Annotated in this window: 18 protein-coding genes, 1 pseudogene and 1 other annotated feature; of the genes and pseudogenes, 14 read left to right on the top strand and 5 right to left on the bottom strand. The window is 59.6% G+C overall.

Features of this window, described 5'->3' with window-relative positions:
* Positions 1-7 precede the first annotated feature (7 nt).
* The 3 genes from AADJ11_RS16265 to AADJ11_RS16255 are packed head-to-tail and all read left to right on the top strand — an operon-like array spanning position 8 to position 3,087.
* Positions 8-1,696, top strand: coding sequence for an acyl-CoA mutase large subunit family protein (locus AADJ11_RS16265; RefSeq protein ID WP_341235572.1), 1,689 nt, complete (start codon positions 8-10; stop codon positions 1,694-1,696).
* On the top strand, positions 1,671-2,666 hold the full coding sequence (gene meaB / locus AADJ11_RS16260; protein WP_341235571.1) for a methylmalonyl Co-A mutase-associated GTPase MeaB: 996 nt from the start codon (positions 1,671-1,673) through the stop codon (positions 2,664-2,666). The genes AADJ11_RS16265 and meaB overlap by 26 nt, the downstream gene beginning before the upstream one ends.
* On the top strand, positions 2,635-3,087 hold the full coding sequence (locus AADJ11_RS16255) for a hotdog fold thioesterase (protein ID WP_341235570.1): 453 nt from the start codon (positions 2,635-2,637) through the stop codon (positions 3,085-3,087). Before meaB ends, AADJ11_RS16255 begins: the two co-directional genes overlap by 32 nt.
* 30 nt (positions 3,088-3,117) lie before the next feature.
* On the opposite strand, the gene AADJ11_RS16250 is transcribed toward AADJ11_RS16255, so the two are convergent.
* Positions 3,118-3,486 (bottom strand): IS30 family transposase, encoded by a 369-nt coding sequence (locus tag AADJ11_RS16250; RefSeq protein ID WP_341235569.1) that lies wholly within the window; start codon positions 3,484-3,486, stop codon positions 3,118-3,120.
* On the opposite strand from AADJ11_RS16250, the pseudogene AADJ11_RS16245 reads away from it, so the two are divergent.
* A pseudogene (locus AADJ11_RS16245) lies at positions 3,473-4,607 on the top strand (IS3 family transposase). The gene AADJ11_RS16250 and the pseudogene AADJ11_RS16245 sit on opposite strands and share 14 nt — an antisense overlap.
* Positions 3,760-3,876 (top strand) — a sequence feature (AL1L pseudoknot). It overlaps the preceding pseudogene by 117 nt.
* Here AADJ11_RS16245 and AADJ11_RS16240 read toward each other — a convergent pair.
* The 4 genes from AADJ11_RS16240 to AADJ11_RS16225 all read right to left on the bottom strand — a co-directional run bounded on the left by AADJ11_RS16240 (position 4,571) and on the right by AADJ11_RS16225 (position 7,015).
* The gene (locus AADJ11_RS16240) at positions 4,571-5,320 is read right to left on the bottom strand and encodes an IS30 family transposase (protein WP_341235568.1); all 750 of its coding nucleotides are present in this window, start codon (positions 5,318-5,320) and stop codon (positions 4,571-4,573) included. The pseudogene AADJ11_RS16245 and the gene AADJ11_RS16240 overlap by 37 nt on opposite strands.
* 173 nt (positions 5,321-5,493) lie before the next feature.
* Positions 5,494-6,105 (bottom strand): transferase hexapeptide repeat family protein, encoded by a 612-nt coding sequence (locus AADJ11_RS16235; protein ID WP_341235567.1) that lies wholly within the window; start codon positions 6,103-6,105, stop codon positions 5,494-5,496.
* A gap of 50 nt (positions 6,106-6,155) precedes the next feature.
* The gene (locus AADJ11_RS16230) at positions 6,156-6,557 is read right to left on the bottom strand and encodes a PaaI family thioesterase (RefSeq protein WP_341235566.1); all 402 of its coding nucleotides are present in this window, start codon (positions 6,555-6,557) and stop codon (positions 6,156-6,158) included.
* Positions 6,554-7,015 (bottom strand): PaaI family thioesterase, encoded by a 462-nt coding sequence (locus AADJ11_RS16225; RefSeq protein ID WP_341235565.1) that lies wholly within the window; start codon positions 7,013-7,015, stop codon positions 6,554-6,556. The genes AADJ11_RS16230 and AADJ11_RS16225 overlap by 4 nt, the downstream gene beginning before the upstream one ends.
* A 363-nt stretch (positions 7,016-7,378) precedes the next feature.
* Between AADJ11_RS16225 and AADJ11_RS16220 the strand changes: the two genes are divergently transcribed.
* The 10 genes from AADJ11_RS16220 to AADJ11_RS16175 all read left to right on the top strand — a co-directional run bounded on the left by AADJ11_RS16220 (position 7,379) and on the right by AADJ11_RS16175 (position 18,246).
* A complete protein-coding gene (locus AADJ11_RS16220; protein ID WP_341235564.1) occupies positions 7,379-8,569 on the top strand; it encodes a lipid-transfer protein in 1,191 nt (396 codons plus the stop codon).
* A gap of 24 nt (positions 8,570-8,593) precedes the next feature.
* Positions 8,594-9,424 (top strand): SDR family oxidoreductase, encoded by an 831-nt coding sequence (locus tag AADJ11_RS16215; RefSeq protein ID WP_101657167.1) that lies wholly within the window; start codon positions 8,594-8,596, stop codon positions 9,422-9,424.
* Between the two features lie 180 nt (positions 9,425-9,604).
* The gene (locus AADJ11_RS16210) at positions 9,605-10,234 is read left to right on the top strand and encodes a TetR/AcrR family transcriptional regulator (protein WP_101657168.1); all 630 of its coding nucleotides are present in this window, start codon (positions 9,605-9,607) and stop codon (positions 10,232-10,234) included.
* Positions 10,235-10,237: 3 nt separating this feature from the next.
* Positions 10,238-11,836 carry a carboxyl transferase domain-containing protein gene (locus AADJ11_RS16205; protein ID WP_341235563.1) on the top strand — a complete coding sequence of 533 codons (1,599 nt, stop codon included), beginning with the start codon at positions 10,238-10,240 and terminating at the stop codon, positions 11,834-11,836.
* Positions 11,837-11,845: 9 nt separating this feature from the next.
* The gene (locus AADJ11_RS16200; protein ID WP_101657170.1) at positions 11,846-12,640 is read left to right on the top strand and encodes a crotonase/enoyl-CoA hydratase family protein; all 795 of its coding nucleotides are present in this window, start codon (positions 11,846-11,848) and stop codon (positions 12,638-12,640) included.
* Positions 12,637-14,655, top strand: coding sequence for a biotin carboxylase N-terminal domain-containing protein (locus AADJ11_RS16195; RefSeq protein WP_341235562.1), 2,019 nt, complete (start codon positions 12,637-12,639; stop codon positions 14,653-14,655). Before AADJ11_RS16200 ends, AADJ11_RS16195 begins: the two co-directional genes overlap by 4 nt.
* The gene (locus AADJ11_RS16190) at positions 14,652-15,818 is read left to right on the top strand and encodes an acyl-CoA dehydrogenase family protein (protein WP_101657172.1); all 1,167 of its coding nucleotides are present in this window, start codon (positions 14,652-14,654) and stop codon (positions 15,816-15,818) included. Before AADJ11_RS16195 ends, AADJ11_RS16190 begins: the two co-directional genes overlap by 4 nt.
* A 49-nt stretch (positions 15,819-15,867) precedes the next feature.
* Positions 15,868-16,434 (top strand): biotin transporter BioY, encoded by a 567-nt coding sequence (locus AADJ11_RS16185; RefSeq protein WP_341235561.1) that lies wholly within the window; start codon positions 15,868-15,870, stop codon positions 16,432-16,434.
* Between the two features lie 139 nt (positions 16,435-16,573).
* The gene (locus AADJ11_RS16180) at positions 16,574-17,407 is read left to right on the top strand and encodes an MBL fold metallo-hydrolase (protein WP_341235560.1); all 834 of its coding nucleotides are present in this window, start codon (positions 16,574-16,576) and stop codon (positions 17,405-17,407) included.
* A gap of 86 nt (positions 17,408-17,493) precedes the next feature.
* Entirely contained in the window at positions 17,494-18,246 is a 753-nt protein-coding gene (locus AADJ11_RS16175) for a hypothetical protein (RefSeq protein WP_341235559.1), read from the top strand.
* Positions 18,247-18,261: the final 15 nt, after the last annotated feature.

Here is an 18,261-nt window from a genome sequence, read left to right as displayed (position 1 = left end):
TAGACGCATGAACAAGATAGACACCAAGGTACTTGACGATAGAGCGGACCGTGATGCCATGGCCGAAGAGTGGCGGCGCGGTTACGAGGAACAGGTCAGCTCGGACAAGGTTGTCAAAAACCGATCCGGACTGGAAATCCAACCGCTCTACTGGCCCGAGGCCGGGACTGACCCGGAATTCGACCGAAAGCTGGGATTTCCGGGAGCAGGGTTGATGACTCGCGGTATCTACCCGTCGATGCATCGGGGTCGCACCTGGACACAACGCCAGCTGATCGGCCTGGGCAGACCCGAGGATTTCAACGGGCGGATCAAGAAAATACTGAAGTCCGGCGCCTCGGCACTGAGCATCATTCCCTGCAACTCGGTCTATCGTGGAATAGACGCCGACGAGGTGGAGCCAGAGCTGCTGGGCACATGCGGCACGATTATCAATACCGAGAAGGATATGGACATCTGTCTGGCCGATATACCCATCGGCGAAATTTCCATCGGACTGAACGACCCCAACCCGTTCACCATGCTGGCCCAGCTTCTTGTGGTGGCAGAAGCACGCGATATTTCGTGGGACAGGATCACCGGCACATCGAACCAAAGCGATTATATCTCGCATTTCGTCGCCAATCACATGTTCTATCGCCTGTCGTTGACAGGCGCGCGCCGGGTTCAACTGGATGCGATTGAGTGGCTTGCCGAAAACGTCCCGAACTGGAACCCGCTGTCGGTCGTGGGTCAGCACATGCAACAGGCGGGGGCCACACCGGCGCAAGCAATGGGACTGACACTTGCCTCGGCTGTTCAGTATGCCGAGGATTGCAAGGCGTGCGGCCTGGACCCCAATAAGTTTCTCGAACGATTTACCTTCTTCTTTGACATTTCCATCAGCTTTTTCGAAGAGGTCGCGAAGTTCCGCGCAGGGCGGCGCATCTGGGCGCGGCTGGTCGAGGAACGTTTCGGGGTCACCAACCCACGCGCCAAACGGTTCAAGTTCCATGCCCAGACATCTGGCGTCGATCTGACGCGTCAACAGCCGCTGAACAATATCGCGCGGGTCGCCGTGCAGGCAATGGCGGGGATCCTGGGCGGGCTGCAATCGCTGCATACCGATGGGTATGACGAGGTGTTCACCACCCCGACCGAGGGTCCGGCAAAGGTGGCCATCGCAACGCAGAATATCCTCAAGTACGAAGCCGGGCTGTGCGATGTCATAGACCCGCTGGCCGGCTCCTATTATGTCGAGACTCTGACCGACCAGATGGAAACCGAAATCCTGCGTGTAATCCAGGAGATCGACGATCAGGGCGGTATGTTCAAAGCGGTCGAATCCGGTTTCGTCCAGAAGGCGATCGGGGAAAGCGCTGCGCATTTCCAGGATGCGGTCGATACAGGCGAGCAAATCATCGTGGGCGTCAACGCCTATGAGGACGAGGCTGACGGCACCTCGCATCCGGCTATTGACCGGCCCGACCCCGCTTGGATACAAAAGCAGATCGACAGCCTTGCCGTCTACAAGAAGACCCGCGATCAGGCGCGGGTGGACACGGCGCTAGAGGCTTTGCGCGCGGCGGCCCGCTCTGAAAGCCAGAACACCTATGGCCCCCTCGTGGACGCCACCCGTACAGGCGCGACCCAGGGCGAAATCATTGCCGTTCTGCGCGACGAGCTGGGCTTTGGCCGACCTCTTGTCGTGGCCTGACCTGATGGATCACAATGTACCGGAAACGCCAAGACTGGCAGCGCGCCTTGTCGACGGTGAGCCTGCGGCGCTGGCGCGCGCAATCAGTTTGGTCGAAAGTGACACGCGGATGGCGATCGACATTCTGCGTGCGATCCGGCCGCATCTGGGTCATGCGGTCGTGGTTGGTTTTACCGGCCCGCCGGGGGCGGGCAAGTCGACGCTGGTAAATGCCTATATCGCAGAATTGCGCAAACGCGGCAAAACCGTGGGCGTGGTCGCGGTGGATCCATCAAGCCCCATTACCGGTGGTGCCGTGCTCGGCGACAGGATCCGCATGGCGGAACACACACTGGATCAGGGCGTGTTCATCCGCTCTCTCGCCTCGCGAGGGGCGTTGGGCGGATTGTCGGCCGCGGCGGCGCAAGTGGCCGATCTGATGGACGCGGCGGGGCGAGACGTGGTGATACTGGAAACCGTCGGCACTGGCCAATCCGAAGTCGAAATGGCAACGATCGCCGATATTCGGGTGGTCATATCCGCGCCGGGGTTGGGTGACGATGTGCAGGCAATGAAGGCGGGGATTCTCGAAATCGCCGACATTCTGGTGGTCAACAAAGCCGATCAGCCATTGGCCTCGCAAACTCACCAGCAGTTGAAGACAATGCTTGGCTTGCGCGGTCCAACCGAGCGTTCGGTGCCGGTTCTGTGTACCGATGCCATCAACCGGGCCGGGGTGGGCGATCTTGCCGACGCGGTGGATGCCCTGGCTGACCGCACAGAAAGGCGCGACGACCGTTCAGCCTTGGCTGGACGAACACGTCACCTGTTGGCACAGGCGGTGTCCAAGGCGGCCGAGACCCATGTCATGCAGAGCCGGTCGGAGGCGATCGCTTTGATCGTTCAAGGCATCCAAGAGGCACGGCTCAGCCTTTCAGAGGGAGCGAGGCAGGTTCTGAATGACCTTGGAGGAGAAGTTCACGATGGCTGATGGTGTCGTTACACCACCCGCCGATCTTGGCAGGGAATTTGCCCGCCGCGACGGATTCATGCAGCACTTGGGCATCAATTTGCACGACGTCGGTTCCGGAACGTCGGAGCTGCGTATGAGGGTGCAATCCTGCCACATCAATTTCAACGGGACGTGTCATGGCGGTGCGCTTTTCGCGCTGGCAGATAGCGCCTTCGGCGTCGCATCAAACAGCCACGGAATTCTCGCCGCCGGGATAGATACGCATATGACATACCATGCCGGTGTGTCGGACGGTGAGGTGTTGGTCGCGAAGGCGCATGAAATCTCACGTTCGCGCAGGATTGCTGTGTATCAGGTTGAAGTATTGAACTCCGAAGGCACCCTGATTGCTGGTTTTACCGGGACCGTGTACATTACGGCCAAGCCCAATAATGGCTAAGACACCGTAGTGTTTTGATTGTCGCTGGATTCACATTTCAAGTGCGACACCGAGTTGTTGAGCGAAAGCCTCGATGGGCGTCTGGAAGCCGAGGCATTTTCGCGGGGTTGAGTTGAGCATCCAGACGATGTCGTCGATGTCGGTATCCTGGTGATCCGAGAGGTTGGTGGGGCGCGGCAGGTCACGGCGTAGAAGGCCGTTGCCGTTCTCGATGCCGCCGCGTTGCCAAGGGCTGTGTGGATCGCAGAAGTACGCCGTGAGACCGGTCCGTTTCGTGACCGTGGTGTGCCGGGCGAACTCGCCGCCGTTGTCGTGGGTGATCGTGCGCAGGGCTTGCTGAACCGCCCCTTGTTTGCCGGAGACCCAGAAGTAAGGATACTGGGTTATGGAAAAGAACAAGTGTGGAAACAGATATTCACCAGAGGTGCGCGAACGTGCTGTGCGGATGGTGTTTGAACATCAAGGCGAATTTGACAGTCAATCTGCTGCGATCAAATCGATTGCTCCGAAGATCGGTTGTGGGCCGGATACGCTTCGGGCGTGGGTGAGACGAGCTGAGACTGACACGGGTCGGCGAGACGGTGTAACGACCGCTGAGCGGGACCGGATTAAGGCACTTGAGCGTGAGAACCGGCAGCTTCGACAGGCCAATGAGATTCTGAAGAAAGCTTCGGCGTATTTTGCTCAGGCGGAGCTCGACCGCCCGTTTCGGAAATGATTGCCTTCATCAAAGAGCATCGGGCTATCTTTGGGGTCGAGCCGGTCTGTCGCGTACTTCAGATTGCCCCGTCAACGTTCTATGCGCATCTGGCTATCGAGCGTGATCCGGACCTTGCATCGGATCGCGCCAAGCGGGACGCCCAATTACGACCCGCAATGAAGCAGGTCTGGGAAGACAATCGATCTGTTTACGGTGCACGTAAGTTGTGGCGTGCCATGCTCCGTGAGGGCCATGATCTGGCACGCTGCACGGTCGAACGGCTCATGCGTGACATTGGGATTGAAGGTGTCAGGCGCGGCAAGAAGATCAAAACGACTTGGTCTGACAAAGCCCTGCCGTGTCCAATGGATCGCGTGAACAGGCAGTTCCGAGCAACGATGCCCAACCAACTCTGGGTATCAGACTTCACCTATGTCTCGACCTGGCAAGGCTTTGTCTATGTGGCATTTGTCATCTACACCTCCATCATAGGGGTGTTGCGACGACCGGTTGAATCCGCCCAATATGTGTCGATCAAATACACCGAACGGCTGGCGATGCTGGGCTGGAACCCAGCGTGGGCACGGTCGGTGACTCGTATGACAATGCACTGGCCGAGACGATGATCGGCCTCTTCAAAGCGGAAGTCATTCACAGGTTGGGGCCGTGGAAGTCAGCCGCTGCCGTCGAATGGGAAACCTTGAAATGGGTCGACTGGTTCAACAACCGCCGCCTGCTCGAACCCATCGGATACATCACGCCAGCCGAAGCTGAGGAGGCATTCTATGCAAACATGAACACAGTCGATAAAGTCGCGTAAGAAGAACTAAACAGTCTCCGGTAAAACCGGGGCGGTTCATGCGCAGGCAAACCACCAAGTTCCGCGATGATTGCGGCGGCGGTCTCGTCGGAGTTCTTGCTGAGAAGACGACGGGCGAGTGTCAGCCGGGTGCTGCGTTCCTGCAGCGTGAGCAGGATGTCGCGCTGGCGGCGGAAGTGCATCAGGTCACCTTCCCAGTGACCGAACTCGGTCCTTTCTCCAACCGCGTCAGGGCGTTGATGGATCGACACGCGGCTCGGGATGCCGGGCTCCCGCTTGCCGTTCCGAGCCCTTCGCCCGCGCCTGGATTTGCGCTGAGGCAGGTATTTCGGCAAGCCGTCCCGTCGGCCGGCCGGGCTGAAGATGTGGCGATAGATGGACTCGGTGCTGACGCTGTGCTCGACTCCGTCCAGTTCCATCCGCCCGGCGATCTGCTCAGGGGACCATCCCATGGCAAGGCAGTCCTTCACGTGGGTGCCGAGGCGGGTGGAACGCTCGATCCTCGATCCGCGCAGCTTCCGCGCCCAGGCCCGGCGTTCCGCACTGTCAGGTCGGTAACCGTCGACATTGCGGTTCCGGCCCAGCTCCCTGTGGATGGTTCCGCGATGGCGGCCCAGGCGGCGGGCAATCTCTGTCACCGGAAAGCCCATCTCGATCATGCCTGTCAAGCGACACCGCTCTTCAAGCGTAAAGTGGTTGTATATCGTTCCCATAGCGACCCTGCGTATACCGGGTGTCGCACTTGGTTTGGGAATCTAGGCTCCTGTCCTGTAAGCAGAGTTCTCATCTGCCATTTTACGCCGCAAACACGGCCCGCTACCTTCAACCGGTCAATAACCGCCCCGGTTGGGCGATGGTTTGCGCAGGCATGGCTCTGGGCGCGCGGTCACTCAGTACTGTTCCTTGCCTGCTGCAATGAGACAAGGTCCGAAGGCTCGACAACCGGGCGGTCGGCTTCGACCGCCTTCAACGGCTCGACGGGCGTCAACCCGGTCAGACAATCGCGCGCCAGTTGCCGGTATTCCGCCGTGCCGCGTGATTTCCACGCGACTTCTTTTTCGGTGACGTCGCGGATCACCTTTGCCGGCGAGCCGACCACCATCGAACGCGGCGGGATCACCGTTTCGCCGCGAACGAACGCCTGTGCTCCGACAATCGATTCCGCCCCAACATCCACCCCGTCCATGATGACGGCATTCATCCCGACCAGAGCATTTCGGCCGACAGTGCAGCCGTGCAGGATAGCGCCGTGGCCGATATGACCGTCGGCTTCGACCACTGCGTCTCGACCGGGGAACGAATGGACAATGCAATTATCCTGAACATTGGCACCATCGCCAATCACGATCCTGCCGAAATCTCCGCGAAGGCTCGCCCCTGGCCCGATGTAGCATCCGTGACCAAGGATGACATTGCCGATCAGCACCGCCTGTGGATGAACAAATGTGTCTTCCGGGACGATCGGAATAAAGCCTTTGAATTCATAGCAATGAGCCATTGGTACCTCTTTGTAGTTTGGTCGGGCAAAAACCCTCTGGGCAGTTCGCGCTATACGAGCAAAAAGTGGAAAAGACCCTTGGCGACCGGCCTTTCGGTGTCCTTTTGCCAGGCCACGGTTTCGATACTGGCCATGCGGCGGCCCTTCTTCAAGATTTCGGCACGAGCGTACAAGGTGCCGACTAATGCTGGGCGCAAATAGTCCACGGTCAGGTTAATCGGCTTGGGTCGCAGGATGGCCCAGTTGTGGGATACGGAAACTGATGCGACGGCTTCCATCAAGCTGGCGGTGATGCCGCCATGATACGCTTGTATAACCGGGTTACCGATGTGGCGGTCAGATTGTTCCATGCATGCGAGGATAAAGGTGTCGCCGGCTTCGACGATAGAGAAACCGAGGAACCGAAAGAACGGTATTTTTTCGCATTGTGCCTGCAACTCGTCGCGAGTCATTGCCCCGGCCCTTTCGTGTTAAGTTTGTCAAGTAGGCTGTTTGCCCCCCGCATGATCGAGAATGTTGCGGACCCGCGAGCGATTTCGGGCTGTCCGGGTGTGTCGAACCAGACCCGGCCGCTGTTGAACACCACGTGCCGCGTCTGTCGATAGCATTCGGCGAAAACGATCACGTCAGCACGCGATTGCGCAGGGCTCAGATACTCGATCCGCAAATCCAGTGTCGCCATGGTGTCAAGGTTTTCGACGGCCAGAAAATTGGCAAGTCCGAATGCGCTGTCGAGTAGAGCGGTCAAGATGCCGCCATGCAACAGCGTGCCGTCCTCATCGACGCAAAATTCGGGATTGTGAGGCATCCGAAGCTGAACGCCATCAGGTTCCGATCTTTCTATCTGAAGGTTCAATTCAGTTATCAGGCCCTGTGCCCGTTCGTTCCAGACCTCCGCGATCCGGGCCATTAATTCTGGTGAAGACGTTTTCTGATTCTTTGCTGCCACCGGAATTTGCCTTTCTTGCTTGAGAACGCCGTTTGGAGGTTAGTCCTGAGTGCCTCGATTCTCGGACTGACCAGGGATGAGCCGATGATCGAAAGACGCAGTCCCGTATCAGGCAGCGTAGCAATCACAGTTCTGTCCTCGACAGTCGCTCAAGAAAAGGCCGTCCGCCAAACTGTATCCTCGTCGAAATTGAATATTTACAATATTAAACCGAACATATGTTCGAATGCCAGACAAGATTGCCGATGCAGCTTTGCGCGGACGTTGACAGAGAGCGTGGCTGCGCCTAGAAATCAAACAAACGTTAGAAATTGGAGCTAAAGAATGAAAGCAAAAGGTAAGGCCTATGTCACCGGCGTCGGGATGGTCCCGTTCCAGAAGCCGGGAAAATCCGAGAGCTACGATGTGATGGCAACCGCGGCGACCCGATCCGCTCTGGCCGACGCGGGTCTGGATTACGAAAAAGTCCAACAGGCCTATGTGGGCTATGTCTATGGCGACAGCACCTGTGGCCAGCGCGCCTTGTACCATGTCGGAATGACCGGCATCCCGGTTGTGAATGTGAACAACAACTGCTCGACCGGGTCGTCTGCCCTGTTCCTGGCCCGCCAGGCCGTGGAAAGCGGGGCGGTGGAATGTGCTCTGGCGCTTGGGTTCGAACAAATGCAACCCGGCGCAATCGGCGCGATGTTTCACGATCGGGTCAGCCCGTTTGCGGCTTTCGACGCGGAAACCGACGATCTGGTTGGCAGTTCGGAGATCCCGCTGGCACTGCGGTACTTCGGCGGTGCGGGCAAGGCGCATATGGACGAGTTCGGCACGCCTCTTGAGACCTTCGCCAAGATCCGCGCCAAGGCCAGCCGACATGCGGCGAAGAATCCGGTTGCCCTATTCCGCCAGGAAGTGACGGCGGAAGACGTCATGGCTGCGCAGGTGGTCTGGCCCGGCGTCATGACCAAGCTTATGGCCTGTCCGCCAACCTGTGGCGCAGCCGCCGCGATCATCTGTTCCAAGGAATTCGCCGACAAGCACGGACTGGACAGTTCGGTTCGGATCGCGGCGCAGGCCATGACAACGGATGGTCCGGAAACCTTCGAAGCCCATGATATGCGCGAGGTGGTCGGCTTTTCGATGGCCAAGCGCGCCGCCGATCAGGTCTACGAGGCTGCGGGCATCGGGCCCGAAGACGTGGATGTGGTCGAACTGCACGACTGTTTCGCCCACAACGAACTCATCACCTACGAGGCGCTTGGCCTTTGCGGCCGAGGCGAGGCTGCGAAGTTTGTTGATGATGGCGACAACACCTATGGCGGAAAATACGTGACCAACCCGTCGGGCGGTTTGTTGTCCAAAGGTCATCCTCTTGGGGCGACCGGCCTTGCGCAATGTACCGAGCTTGTCCAGCAGTTGCGCGGGCAGGCTGATGCGCGCCAGGTCGATGGCGCGCGCTTGGCACTTCAGCACAATCTGGGCCTCGGTGGGGCCTGTGTCACCACACTTTATGAAAAAGCCTGATAGCGCCTTTCGGAAGGAACTAATATGACTGGAAAACTCGACGGGCGTGTTGCCCTGATCTCGGGCTCGGGCCGAGGCATTGGCCGCGAGATCGCGCTCAAGCTGGCCTCGGAAGGGGCGCGCGTGGTGGTCAACGATCTGGATGCCGACCCGGCCAATGACACCGCTGAAGCTATCCGCGCCGCTGGCGGCGAAGCGGTGGTCTGCGCCGGCAGCGTGACCGAAGACGGTTTTGCCGAACGGTTCATCAAGACGGGCGTGGACAGCTTCGGCGGACTCGACATCATCGTGAACAACGCCGGCTACACCTGGGACAGCGTCGTTCAGAAGATGACCGACGAGCAGTGGCAGGCGATCATCGACGTTCACATGACCGCGCCCTTCAAGATCCTGCGCGCCGCCCAGCCGGTAATCAGCGCCAAGGCCAAGGAAGAGGCCGCCGCCGGGCAAGAGGTGTTCCGCAAGGTGGTGAACATCTCGTCCATCGCGGGGACCGGCGGCAATGCCGGCCAGATCAACTATTCCGCCGCCAAGGCCGGAATCCTGGGGGTCACCCGGACAATGGCCAAGGAATGGGGGCGCTACAAAGTCAATGTCAATGCCGTAGCCTTCGGACCGATCCGCACCCGCTTGACCGAGGGTAGCGCGGACGGGGACAGCACGATCAAGGTCGAGGAAAAAGAGATCAAGGTCGGCGTGAACCCTGATCTCTTGTCCCAGATGGAACGCATGATTCCACTTGGCCGGGTCGGCACTCCGGAAGAGGCCGCGGGCGCGGTCTATTTGTTCTGTGCGCCAGAATCGAACTTCATCTCGGGTCAGCACATTATTTGCGGCGGCGGATTCGTGATCTAGCACCAGCCACTACGCCGAGCGTTTGGGCCTTGGCTGAAAACTTTCCGTTCGGGCGACCATTTGACGGTTGCTCGGACGGCACTTTCCATAAGTACCAATCCAACACGTTCAGGAGTATTGACTTATTGCAGCAAAGTACCTAACATATGTTAGTTAGGCAGTTTGCTGGAAAAAGGACCCATGACGGACACCACAGCAATCAAGGTCGGCGAGACTTCTCGCAGAGCGGTCGGGCGGGATGGCGTCCTGGATATTGCGGCACGACTCTTCCGCGAACAGGGCTATGGGTCCGTTTCGCTCAGAAAAATCGCCGAGGCCGCCGGGATCAAGGCGGGCAGCATATATTATCATTTCGGCTCCAAGGACGAGATCGTTGCGGCCGTTCTCGATGCTGGTATCCAAGTCGTTCACGAGAGCATGAGAGAAGCCGTCACCGCCTTGCCGTCGGATACCGATGGCGAAACGATCCTACGCACCGCGATCAGAGCGCATCTGCGCGCGCTTCTCGACGTCAGCGATTATACCTCGGCCAATGTGCGTATTTTCGGGCAAGTGCCACAGCCCGTCCGGGATGCCAATCTGCCGACGAGGCGCGCCTATGAGGCCGAATGGGACCGCCTTTTGTCCCGGCTTCAGAATGACGGCGCGCTGAAACACGACGTCGATATCCGCCAGCTGCGCCTGATGTTGATCGGTACACTGAACGCCACGCTTGATTGGTTCGACCCGAACCGCGGCAGCGCCGATGCGCTGTCACGCACCTATGCCGATGTATTCCTCAACGGGATACTCGAAAGACAGGATACCTGATATATGGCACGTCTTGAAACAGCGGTACAGACCGCGTCGAAGACCTACACCCGCAACCACGCGGCGCAAAGCGAGCGCGTCGAGACCCTGCGCGCGCGCATTGCCGAGGCCACGGCAGGCGGGCGCCCCGACATGGTCGCGCGGCATCGCAAACGCGGGAAACTCCTAGTACGGGAACGGATCGACCTGCTGGTGGATCCGGGCACCGCGTTTCTTGAGCTGTCGTCGCTGGCTGCCTACGGGCAATACGGGGGCGAGGTGCCTGGATCCGGGATCGTCACTGGGATCGGGATCGTCCACGGATTGCCCTGCATAGTGATCGCCAACGATGCGACGGTAAAGGGGGGGTCTTTTTACCACGAGACAGTGCAGAAACACATCCGCGCCCAGGAAATCGCGGCGGAAAACCGGATGCCCTGTCTCTATCTGGTGGATTGTGGCGGGGCCTATCTGCCCGAACAAGACCGGGTCTTTCCTGATGCGCGCCACTTCGGCAACTCCTTCTATCGTCAGACCAACATGTCGGCCAGCGGCTTGCCGCAGATCTCGGCCGTGTTTGGCGGCTGCACCGCGGGCGGAGCCTATATCCCGGCGCTGTCGGACGAGGTCATCATGGTGCGGGGCAACGCGCGCATCCATCTGGGCGGGCCTTCGATCGTCAAGGTGGCGATCAACGAAGAGGTCGATGGTGAAACTCTAGGTGGGGCCGAGATGCATTCGCGCGTCTCCGGCGTGTCCGACCACCTGGCCGAGGACGAGCACCACGCGCTCGCACTGATGCGCGACATTGTGGCCGAGCTTGGTCAGTCGCGCCCGATTCAGCCAGACGAGGCACCCCAGCCGCCTGCGCATGATCCGTCCGAGCTGCTTGGCGTCATCAGCGCCGACCGCAAGGAGCCCTACGACATGCGCGAGGTTCTGCTGCGAATGATCGACGCCGGCGAATTCCGCGAGTTCAAGCCCGGATGGGGTGAAACATTGGTTTGCGGCACGGCACGGATCCACGGCTATCGCGTGGGTATTCTGGCCAACAACGGGGCACTTTTGTCCGAAAGCTCGCTCAAGGGCGCGCAATTCGTATCTATGTGCGATCAGCGGAACATCCCGCTTGTTTTCCTGCACAACATTTCCGGTTTCATGGTCGGCACCGACGCCGAACGCGGTGGTATCGCCAAAGACAGTGCCAAGCTGGTCTATGCCATGTCGGTGGCCAAGGTGCCCCGTTTATCGGTTCTACTGGGGGGCTCTTACGGGGCGGGCAACTACGGCATGTGCGGACGCGGATTTTCGCCGAATTTCCTTTTTGCCTGGCCGACGGCGGAACTGGCCACCATGTCTGCCGATATCGCCACAAACGTGATGTTGGAGCTGCGCCGCCAGAAGGGCGATGCCCCGGAAGAGATGGAGGCCGATCTGGCCAAAATCGAGGCGCAGGTGCGCGCCCAATATGGCGAACAGTCCGACCCCTATTACGCGACCTCGCGGCTCTGGGATGACGGGCTGATCGAGCCTGGGCAGACCCGTGATATTCTGGGCCTGTGCCTGGCCATTGTCTCTTCGGTGCCCGAGGCAGGGCGCCACACGCCAGTATTCAGAATGTGAGGCTTCAAGTTGACCAATACCTACAAAACAATCCTTGTCGAAACCGATGCGCGCGGCGTTGCCACGGTGACGCTTAACCGCCCCGAAAAACACAACGCGCTGAACGGCGATCTTATTGCCGAGCTCTATGATGCCGCCGAAAATCTCGCCGCGGATGAAGGCGTGCGTATCGTGGTCTTGACCGGCGCGGGAAAAAGCTTCTGTGCGGGCGGCGATTTCAACTGGTTCGCCTCGAACGTCGAGAAAACCCGCGCTGAGCGGGTCGAACAAAGCGCCACGCTGGCGCATCTGTTGCGCCGCCTTGATACCCTGCCCAAACCGCTGATCGGCCGGATCAACGGGCCAGCCTATGGCGGCGGGGTCGGCATGATTTCGGTCTGCGACTATACCATCGGTGCCGAAGGCGCGCGCTTTGGCTTGACCGAAGTGAAACTTGGGCTGCTGCCCGCGAATATATCGCCCTACGTCGTGGCGCGCATCGGCAAGGTGCATTCGCGCGAAACCATGCTGTCGGGCGCCCTGTTCGACACGACGCGCGCCGAACGGATCGGTCTGCTGACCGAAGTTGCCGCTCCGGACGACCTGAACGTCGCAGTGGACCGAGTGGTGCACGATCACCTTCAGGCCGCACCAGGGGCCGTTGCCGACACCAAGGCTCTCGTCGCCTATGTCGGCTCCCACGACCTTGAAACCAATATGATCTACACCGCCGACCGACTGGCCGATGCCTGGGAAACCGAAGAAGGTATCGAAGGTATCAACAGCTTCCTCAACAAGGGCATTCCGTCATGGCGAGTCAAATGAGTTTCACCCGAGTCCTGATCGCCAACCGCGGCGAGATCGCCCGCCGCATCCAGCGCGGGTGCCGTAAACTGGGTCTGGAAAGCGTGGCGGTGTTTTCGGACGCAGACCGCGACGCGCCCTTCGTGGCCGAGGCCGATCACGCCCTCTGCATCGGCGGGGCCGCGCCCTCGGAAAGCTATTTGAACGTCGAGGCCATTCTGGACGCCGCCCACGCGACCGGGGCGGGGGCGGTGCATCCGGGTTATGGCTTTCTGTCGGAAAACGCCGATTTCGCCGCTGCCGTAAAGGCGGCGGGGCTTGTATTCATCGGGCCGGAATCTGACGCGATTGCCATGATGGGGTCGAAAATCGAGGCCAAGGCAGCCGCCGAAGCCGCAGGCGTGCCCGTCTTGCCCGGCTATCGCGGCGAAGATCAGTCTGACGCGCGATTGCTCGAAGAAGCGAAAGCGCTCGGCACGCCGTTTCTGGTCAAGGCCAGCGCAGGCGGCGGCGGGCGCGGGATGCGGCTTGTCCGCGAGTTGAGCGACGCACCCGAAGCGATTGCATCTGCCCGGGCAGAAGCGCAGGGCGCCTTCGGCGATCCGGCGGTATTCCTCGAACGCTACGCGCCCCGTGCCCGCCACGTCGAAGTGCAGGTTCTGGGCGACACCCACGGCACCGTGCTGCATCTGGGCGACCGTGATTGCTCTCTCCAGCGCAACCACCAAAAGCTGATCGAAGAGGCCCCCGCCGCCGATTTGCCCGAGGCTGTGCGCGACGACATACGCGCGGCGGCGGTGCGGTTGGCGCAGGCGATCGGTTATCGGTCCGCCGGGACGGTGGAATACCTCTATGACCCCGAGCGCGGCGAATACTACTTTCTTGAGATGAACACCCGGTTGCAGGTGGAACACCCCGTGACCGAGGCAATCACCGGCATCGACCTGGTCGAATGGCAGTTGCGCATCGCGCGCGGCGAGCCGTTGGCGCTGACGCAAAGCGATGTGCAGTTTGACGGGCACGCCATTGAAATCCGCATCGCCGCCGAGAACCCAGCCGAGAATTTCCGCCCCGAGACGGGCCAGATCACTCTTTGGGATCCGCCCGCGAGTGTGCGGCTGGACACCGGGGTAGAGTCCGGTTCGGTCGTCGGCCACCATTATGATTCAATGATTGCCAAGCTGATCGTCCACGCGCCGGACCGGATCGGGGCGATCCGTCGGGCGGTCACCGCGATAGATGCCTTTGCCGTCGGCGGTGTCGGCCTGAACCTGGCCTATCAGCGCGCGCTGCTGGAACACCCGGATTTTCAGATGTTCCGGCACCATACCTCGGGCCTGCCCGAGATGTTCCCGGGTGGCTGGACGCACCCGTCCGCCGATCCCCAGGACTTGTCCCTTGCTGCAATCGCGCTGCATCTGCATCTCGCCCCGGCAAGTGCGTCGCCTTGGGAAAGCCTGGGATCATGGCGGCTCACGGCTCCTGCCGGACGGCTCGGTGCGGCCTCCTATTGGGACACAACCAACGAAGCGCCGATCCGCGTGACCGGGTCCGGGCCGGGGCCCGGGACGGTGCTTGCCGCCGTACAGCCGGACGGCCAGACAATAACGGCCGAAAATGTCGCCCTGACAGGGAACCGTCTGAGCGGACGCATCGACGGCGTTCCGTTTTCGCGCATCGTCCATGTCGTGCGCGCGCCGGGTCACTGGCGGGTGCACCTGCAAACCCCTGCCGGAATGACCGCGACAGACCTGCGTACGCTTGAAGATCAGCATCTGCATCGTGCCGCCACCGGCGGATCTGGCGGCGCTGACATGTTGTCGGCGCCCATGCCCGGCGCCGTTGCCGAGGTACGTGTCGCGCTCGGCGACCGCGTCGAAGCCGGTGACACGCTGGTGGTGCTGGAGGCCATGAAGCTCTTGCAAAGCCTGCCCGCGCCGGTCGCGGGCGTGGTGACAGAAATCTATTGTGCACCAGGCGATACGGTCGCCGGGCACGCCCCACTTATCAAACTCGACCCGGAGGAAAACACATGACCAGACAAGACACCATCACCGCGGCCACCGGCCCGTTCAACGAAGACCTCAACATGATCCGCGACCAGCTGCGCCGGTTCATTGAAACCGAAGTAACAGCCAAGGCGGAGCCCTGGGAAGAGGAGGGCATGGTGCCCCGCAACGTGCTGCGCCGAATGGGCGATCTGGGCGTGCTGGGCATGCGCTATGACGAACAATATGGCGGTGCGGGGCTGGACGTGATGTCCAGCGTGGTACTGGCCGAAGAGGTGGGGCGGTCTACCTTCGGCGGGTTCTCGGCCACGGTACTGGTCCATACCGATATGGCCTCGCCGCATCTGGAAAATGCCGGCACGCCGGAACAGAAGGCGCGCTGGATGCCATCGATCATATCGGGCGAAAAGATCACCGCCGTGGCCGTGACTGAACCGGGCGCAGGATCGGACGTGGCTGGCATGCGTACCCGCGCGGTGCAGGACGGGTCGGACTGGGTGCTGAACGGCACCAAGATGTTCATCACCAACGGCGTGCATGGCGACCTCTACTTTGTCGGTGCCAAGACCGATCCCGATGCAAAGGGTTCCCGCGGGATCACCATGTTCGCGATCGAAAAGGGTACGCCGGGCTTTTCGGTCGGTCGGGCGCTGAACAAGACCGGCTGGCTCTGCTCGGACACGGCCGAACTGATCTTTGAGGATGTCCGCATCCCGGCCGAGGATGTGCTGGGCGAGGTTAACAAAGGCTTTTATTCGGTGATGAAAAACTTCCAGAACGAACGCATCGTCCTGGGCGCAATGGCCTGTGCCGAAGCGCAATCCGCGCTGGACATGACAGTGGAATACGTCAAGCAGCGCAAGGCCTTTGGCGGTGTTCTATGGGACAAGCAGGTGGTGCGCCAGCGGCTGGCAGACTGCCAGACGAGGATCGCGGCGGGACGGCAGCTGGTCTATCATGCCGCAGGTCTGGACGCGGCGGGCCACGATTGCGTGCAAGAGGTCTCGATGGTCAAGGCCTATTGCGGCGAACTGGTAAACAGCGTGCTCTACGACTGCGTCCAGTTTCACGGCGGCATGGGCTATATGCGCGAAACCCCGGTTGAACGCATGTCGCGCGACGCCCGTGTTCAGGCCATCGGCGGCGGTGCGAGCGAGGTCATGCTGGAAGAAGTCGCCAAGCGCATGTGAGCTTCCCTATCCAGCAAATCAACGATCTACAGAAACAAGGACGAAACAGATGAATTTGGAAGCCACTCAACGCCAACCGGTCGCAAGACTGACCCGAGAGATCTCAATAATACTCATCGGCACAATACTTCTGACACTATCCGCCAAAATCGCGGTGCCGTTCTACCCGGTACCGATGTCAACACAAACCCTGGTGGTCTTGGGTCTCGGCCTTTTCCTGGGGCCGGTGCGCAGTAGTCTAGTTGTCGCTGCGTACCTTCTGGAAGGTCTGTTTGGCCTGCCGGTTTTCGCTGGCACGCCTCCCGCACCGGCGGGTCTGGCCTATTTTGCGGGTCCCACTGGCGGATTCTTGATTGGGTTTGCGCTCGCGGCGGCGGCTGCAGGATGGATGGTTCAAAAGCTGGCAGGGCTTCCGCCTTCAATCAGAGCATCTGTAGCGGTCCTTTCCGGTTCGATACTTATGTATTGCGCAGGGCTATTCTGGTTGGGTAGCTTTGTCGGCTATGGCGAAAAATTGCTGAACGCCGGGCTTTACCCGTTCCTGCTTGGAGACCTGACGAAGGCAGCAATTGCTGTAGTGCTGTACACAGGTTTCCATAATCGGGGTCACGCTTGACTGCTGGGCTTTGTTGCCTTGTTCCAGCGCCGGTTCTGACCGGCGCTGGACGCCAGCCCGAGGCTTCCAAAGCTATGCAAAAGCAAAAGGCGGCTTTGCAAGTCCCAGACTTTTCACTGTCAGAAAGTGGTCGTATTCAATGACAAAACGCAGCATGTTTCACACAGAGCCGGAACCGTGTCGCGCGCGTGCAGAACAGGTGGCCGAGGGAATCCTGAGGATCGTTGCGAGCAATCCCGGGAAGATGACCTATCACGGGACGAACAGCTACATCATTGATACACCTGACGGTCGGTTCATTCTCGATCCGGGTCCAGCAGAAGACAGTGCACATTTCGAAGCAATTGTCGAGAATCTGGGAGGCAACCCGGCCGGAATTCTAGTGTCACACCACCATTCCGATCATTTCGGTGCCGTGCCGGGATTGCGCGAACGGACAGGTCTGCCCGTTTATGTTTCGCGTGCCTTTCCAGACGATGCATTTCAACCCGACGGGTTTTTGGAAGACGGGCAAAGGATTGCCGGTCTTACTGTCCTTCACACACCCGGTCACGCGAGCGATCACCTCTGCTTTGCGAAGCTGGATGGAGTGTTATTCACGGGCGACCACGTGATGAGTTGGAACAGTTCGATCGTCAGCCCCCCTGACGGCAACATGCGTGATTACTGCGACCAGCTTCAACGGCTTATTGATCGCGACGATAGGATCTGCCTGCCGGGTCACGGGCCCGTACTCCAGGATCCGCGCCCTTACATCGAACGGTTACTTGCCAACCGGATGCGCCGCGAGACCCAGATCCTCAAGCATCTCCTAAATACTTCCGATACAGTCCAGAATATCGCCGCTTCAGTCTACAAGAAATCTGACCCGCATATTGCAATGGCCGCCGAAAGGAATGTTGTGGCTCATTTACAGAAACTTCTTTCTGAATCGCGAGTGGCTCAGGAAGAGGGGATCTGGAGGGTAAATTAACATAAACTTCATTATTGGTTGATATACCATGTGTTGCGATAGTATATTTATGTTGATATGGTGAGTCCGACCGAGGAATCCCTATCATGCGCCTGCATTTAAAGAGACACGTTGAGTTCGTAGCCGCGATCATGGCATTGGCCACCACTTTACTGCCAGGCCACGCCAAAGCGCAATCCTATCCAATTGACTGCGCGATTTTGCTATGCCTATCCGGCGGGTGGCCAACATCCCTTCCCTGCGCGCGGGCCAGAGCAGAGTTCATTCGCCGGATCACTCCATGGCCGGTTGAACCCCCACTGCAGATCTGGCGCTGCCCGATGGGCGCGTCGCTTGATCACTTTGGCGGTAACACAGGGCCACTGATTTTCGACATACGGTATATCCTTGATCGAGAACAGCGACTTCAGTCGACACCGAGAAAAATGCCTGAAGGTAATCTGCAACCCTCGCCCCTAACACGCCGATCGGGACTGCCTCAGATTTCGGTTTTTGATGTCGCGGCGAAGCTCCATCCGGTTCGAGACCAGGCGGATATCGATATCAGCGGACGCGACTTCGATTTCGTGAGGTCTATCCGCGTTTTCCACGTGCCGTACGCATCGCAGTATCAGGCGGGAAGCGAGGGCAATTGTGAACGTGCAGCACAAGTCCTTTTCGGCTCTTACGGAACTCAAGGTGAGTTCTCTTGGCAAGGCTCATCCACAGATGAATTGCCTGAAGCGCATCAAGGTCTTGAGAAATGGGGACAAGACTGCCAGCGTATCGATCATCGCTCGGTGTTTGTCGACTGGCGGGACTTTGATGGGAACTACGGGTTCGAGCAAGTCAATTATTGATCTTGGCGGACACAG

The sequence above is a fragment of the uncultured Sulfitobacter sp. genome, from assembly GCF_964021855.1.
Taxonomy (GTDB): domain Bacteria; phylum Pseudomonadota; class Alphaproteobacteria; order Rhodobacterales; family Rhodobacteraceae; genus Sulfitobacter.
This window is presented reverse-complemented; position numbering and strand designations above follow the sequence as displayed.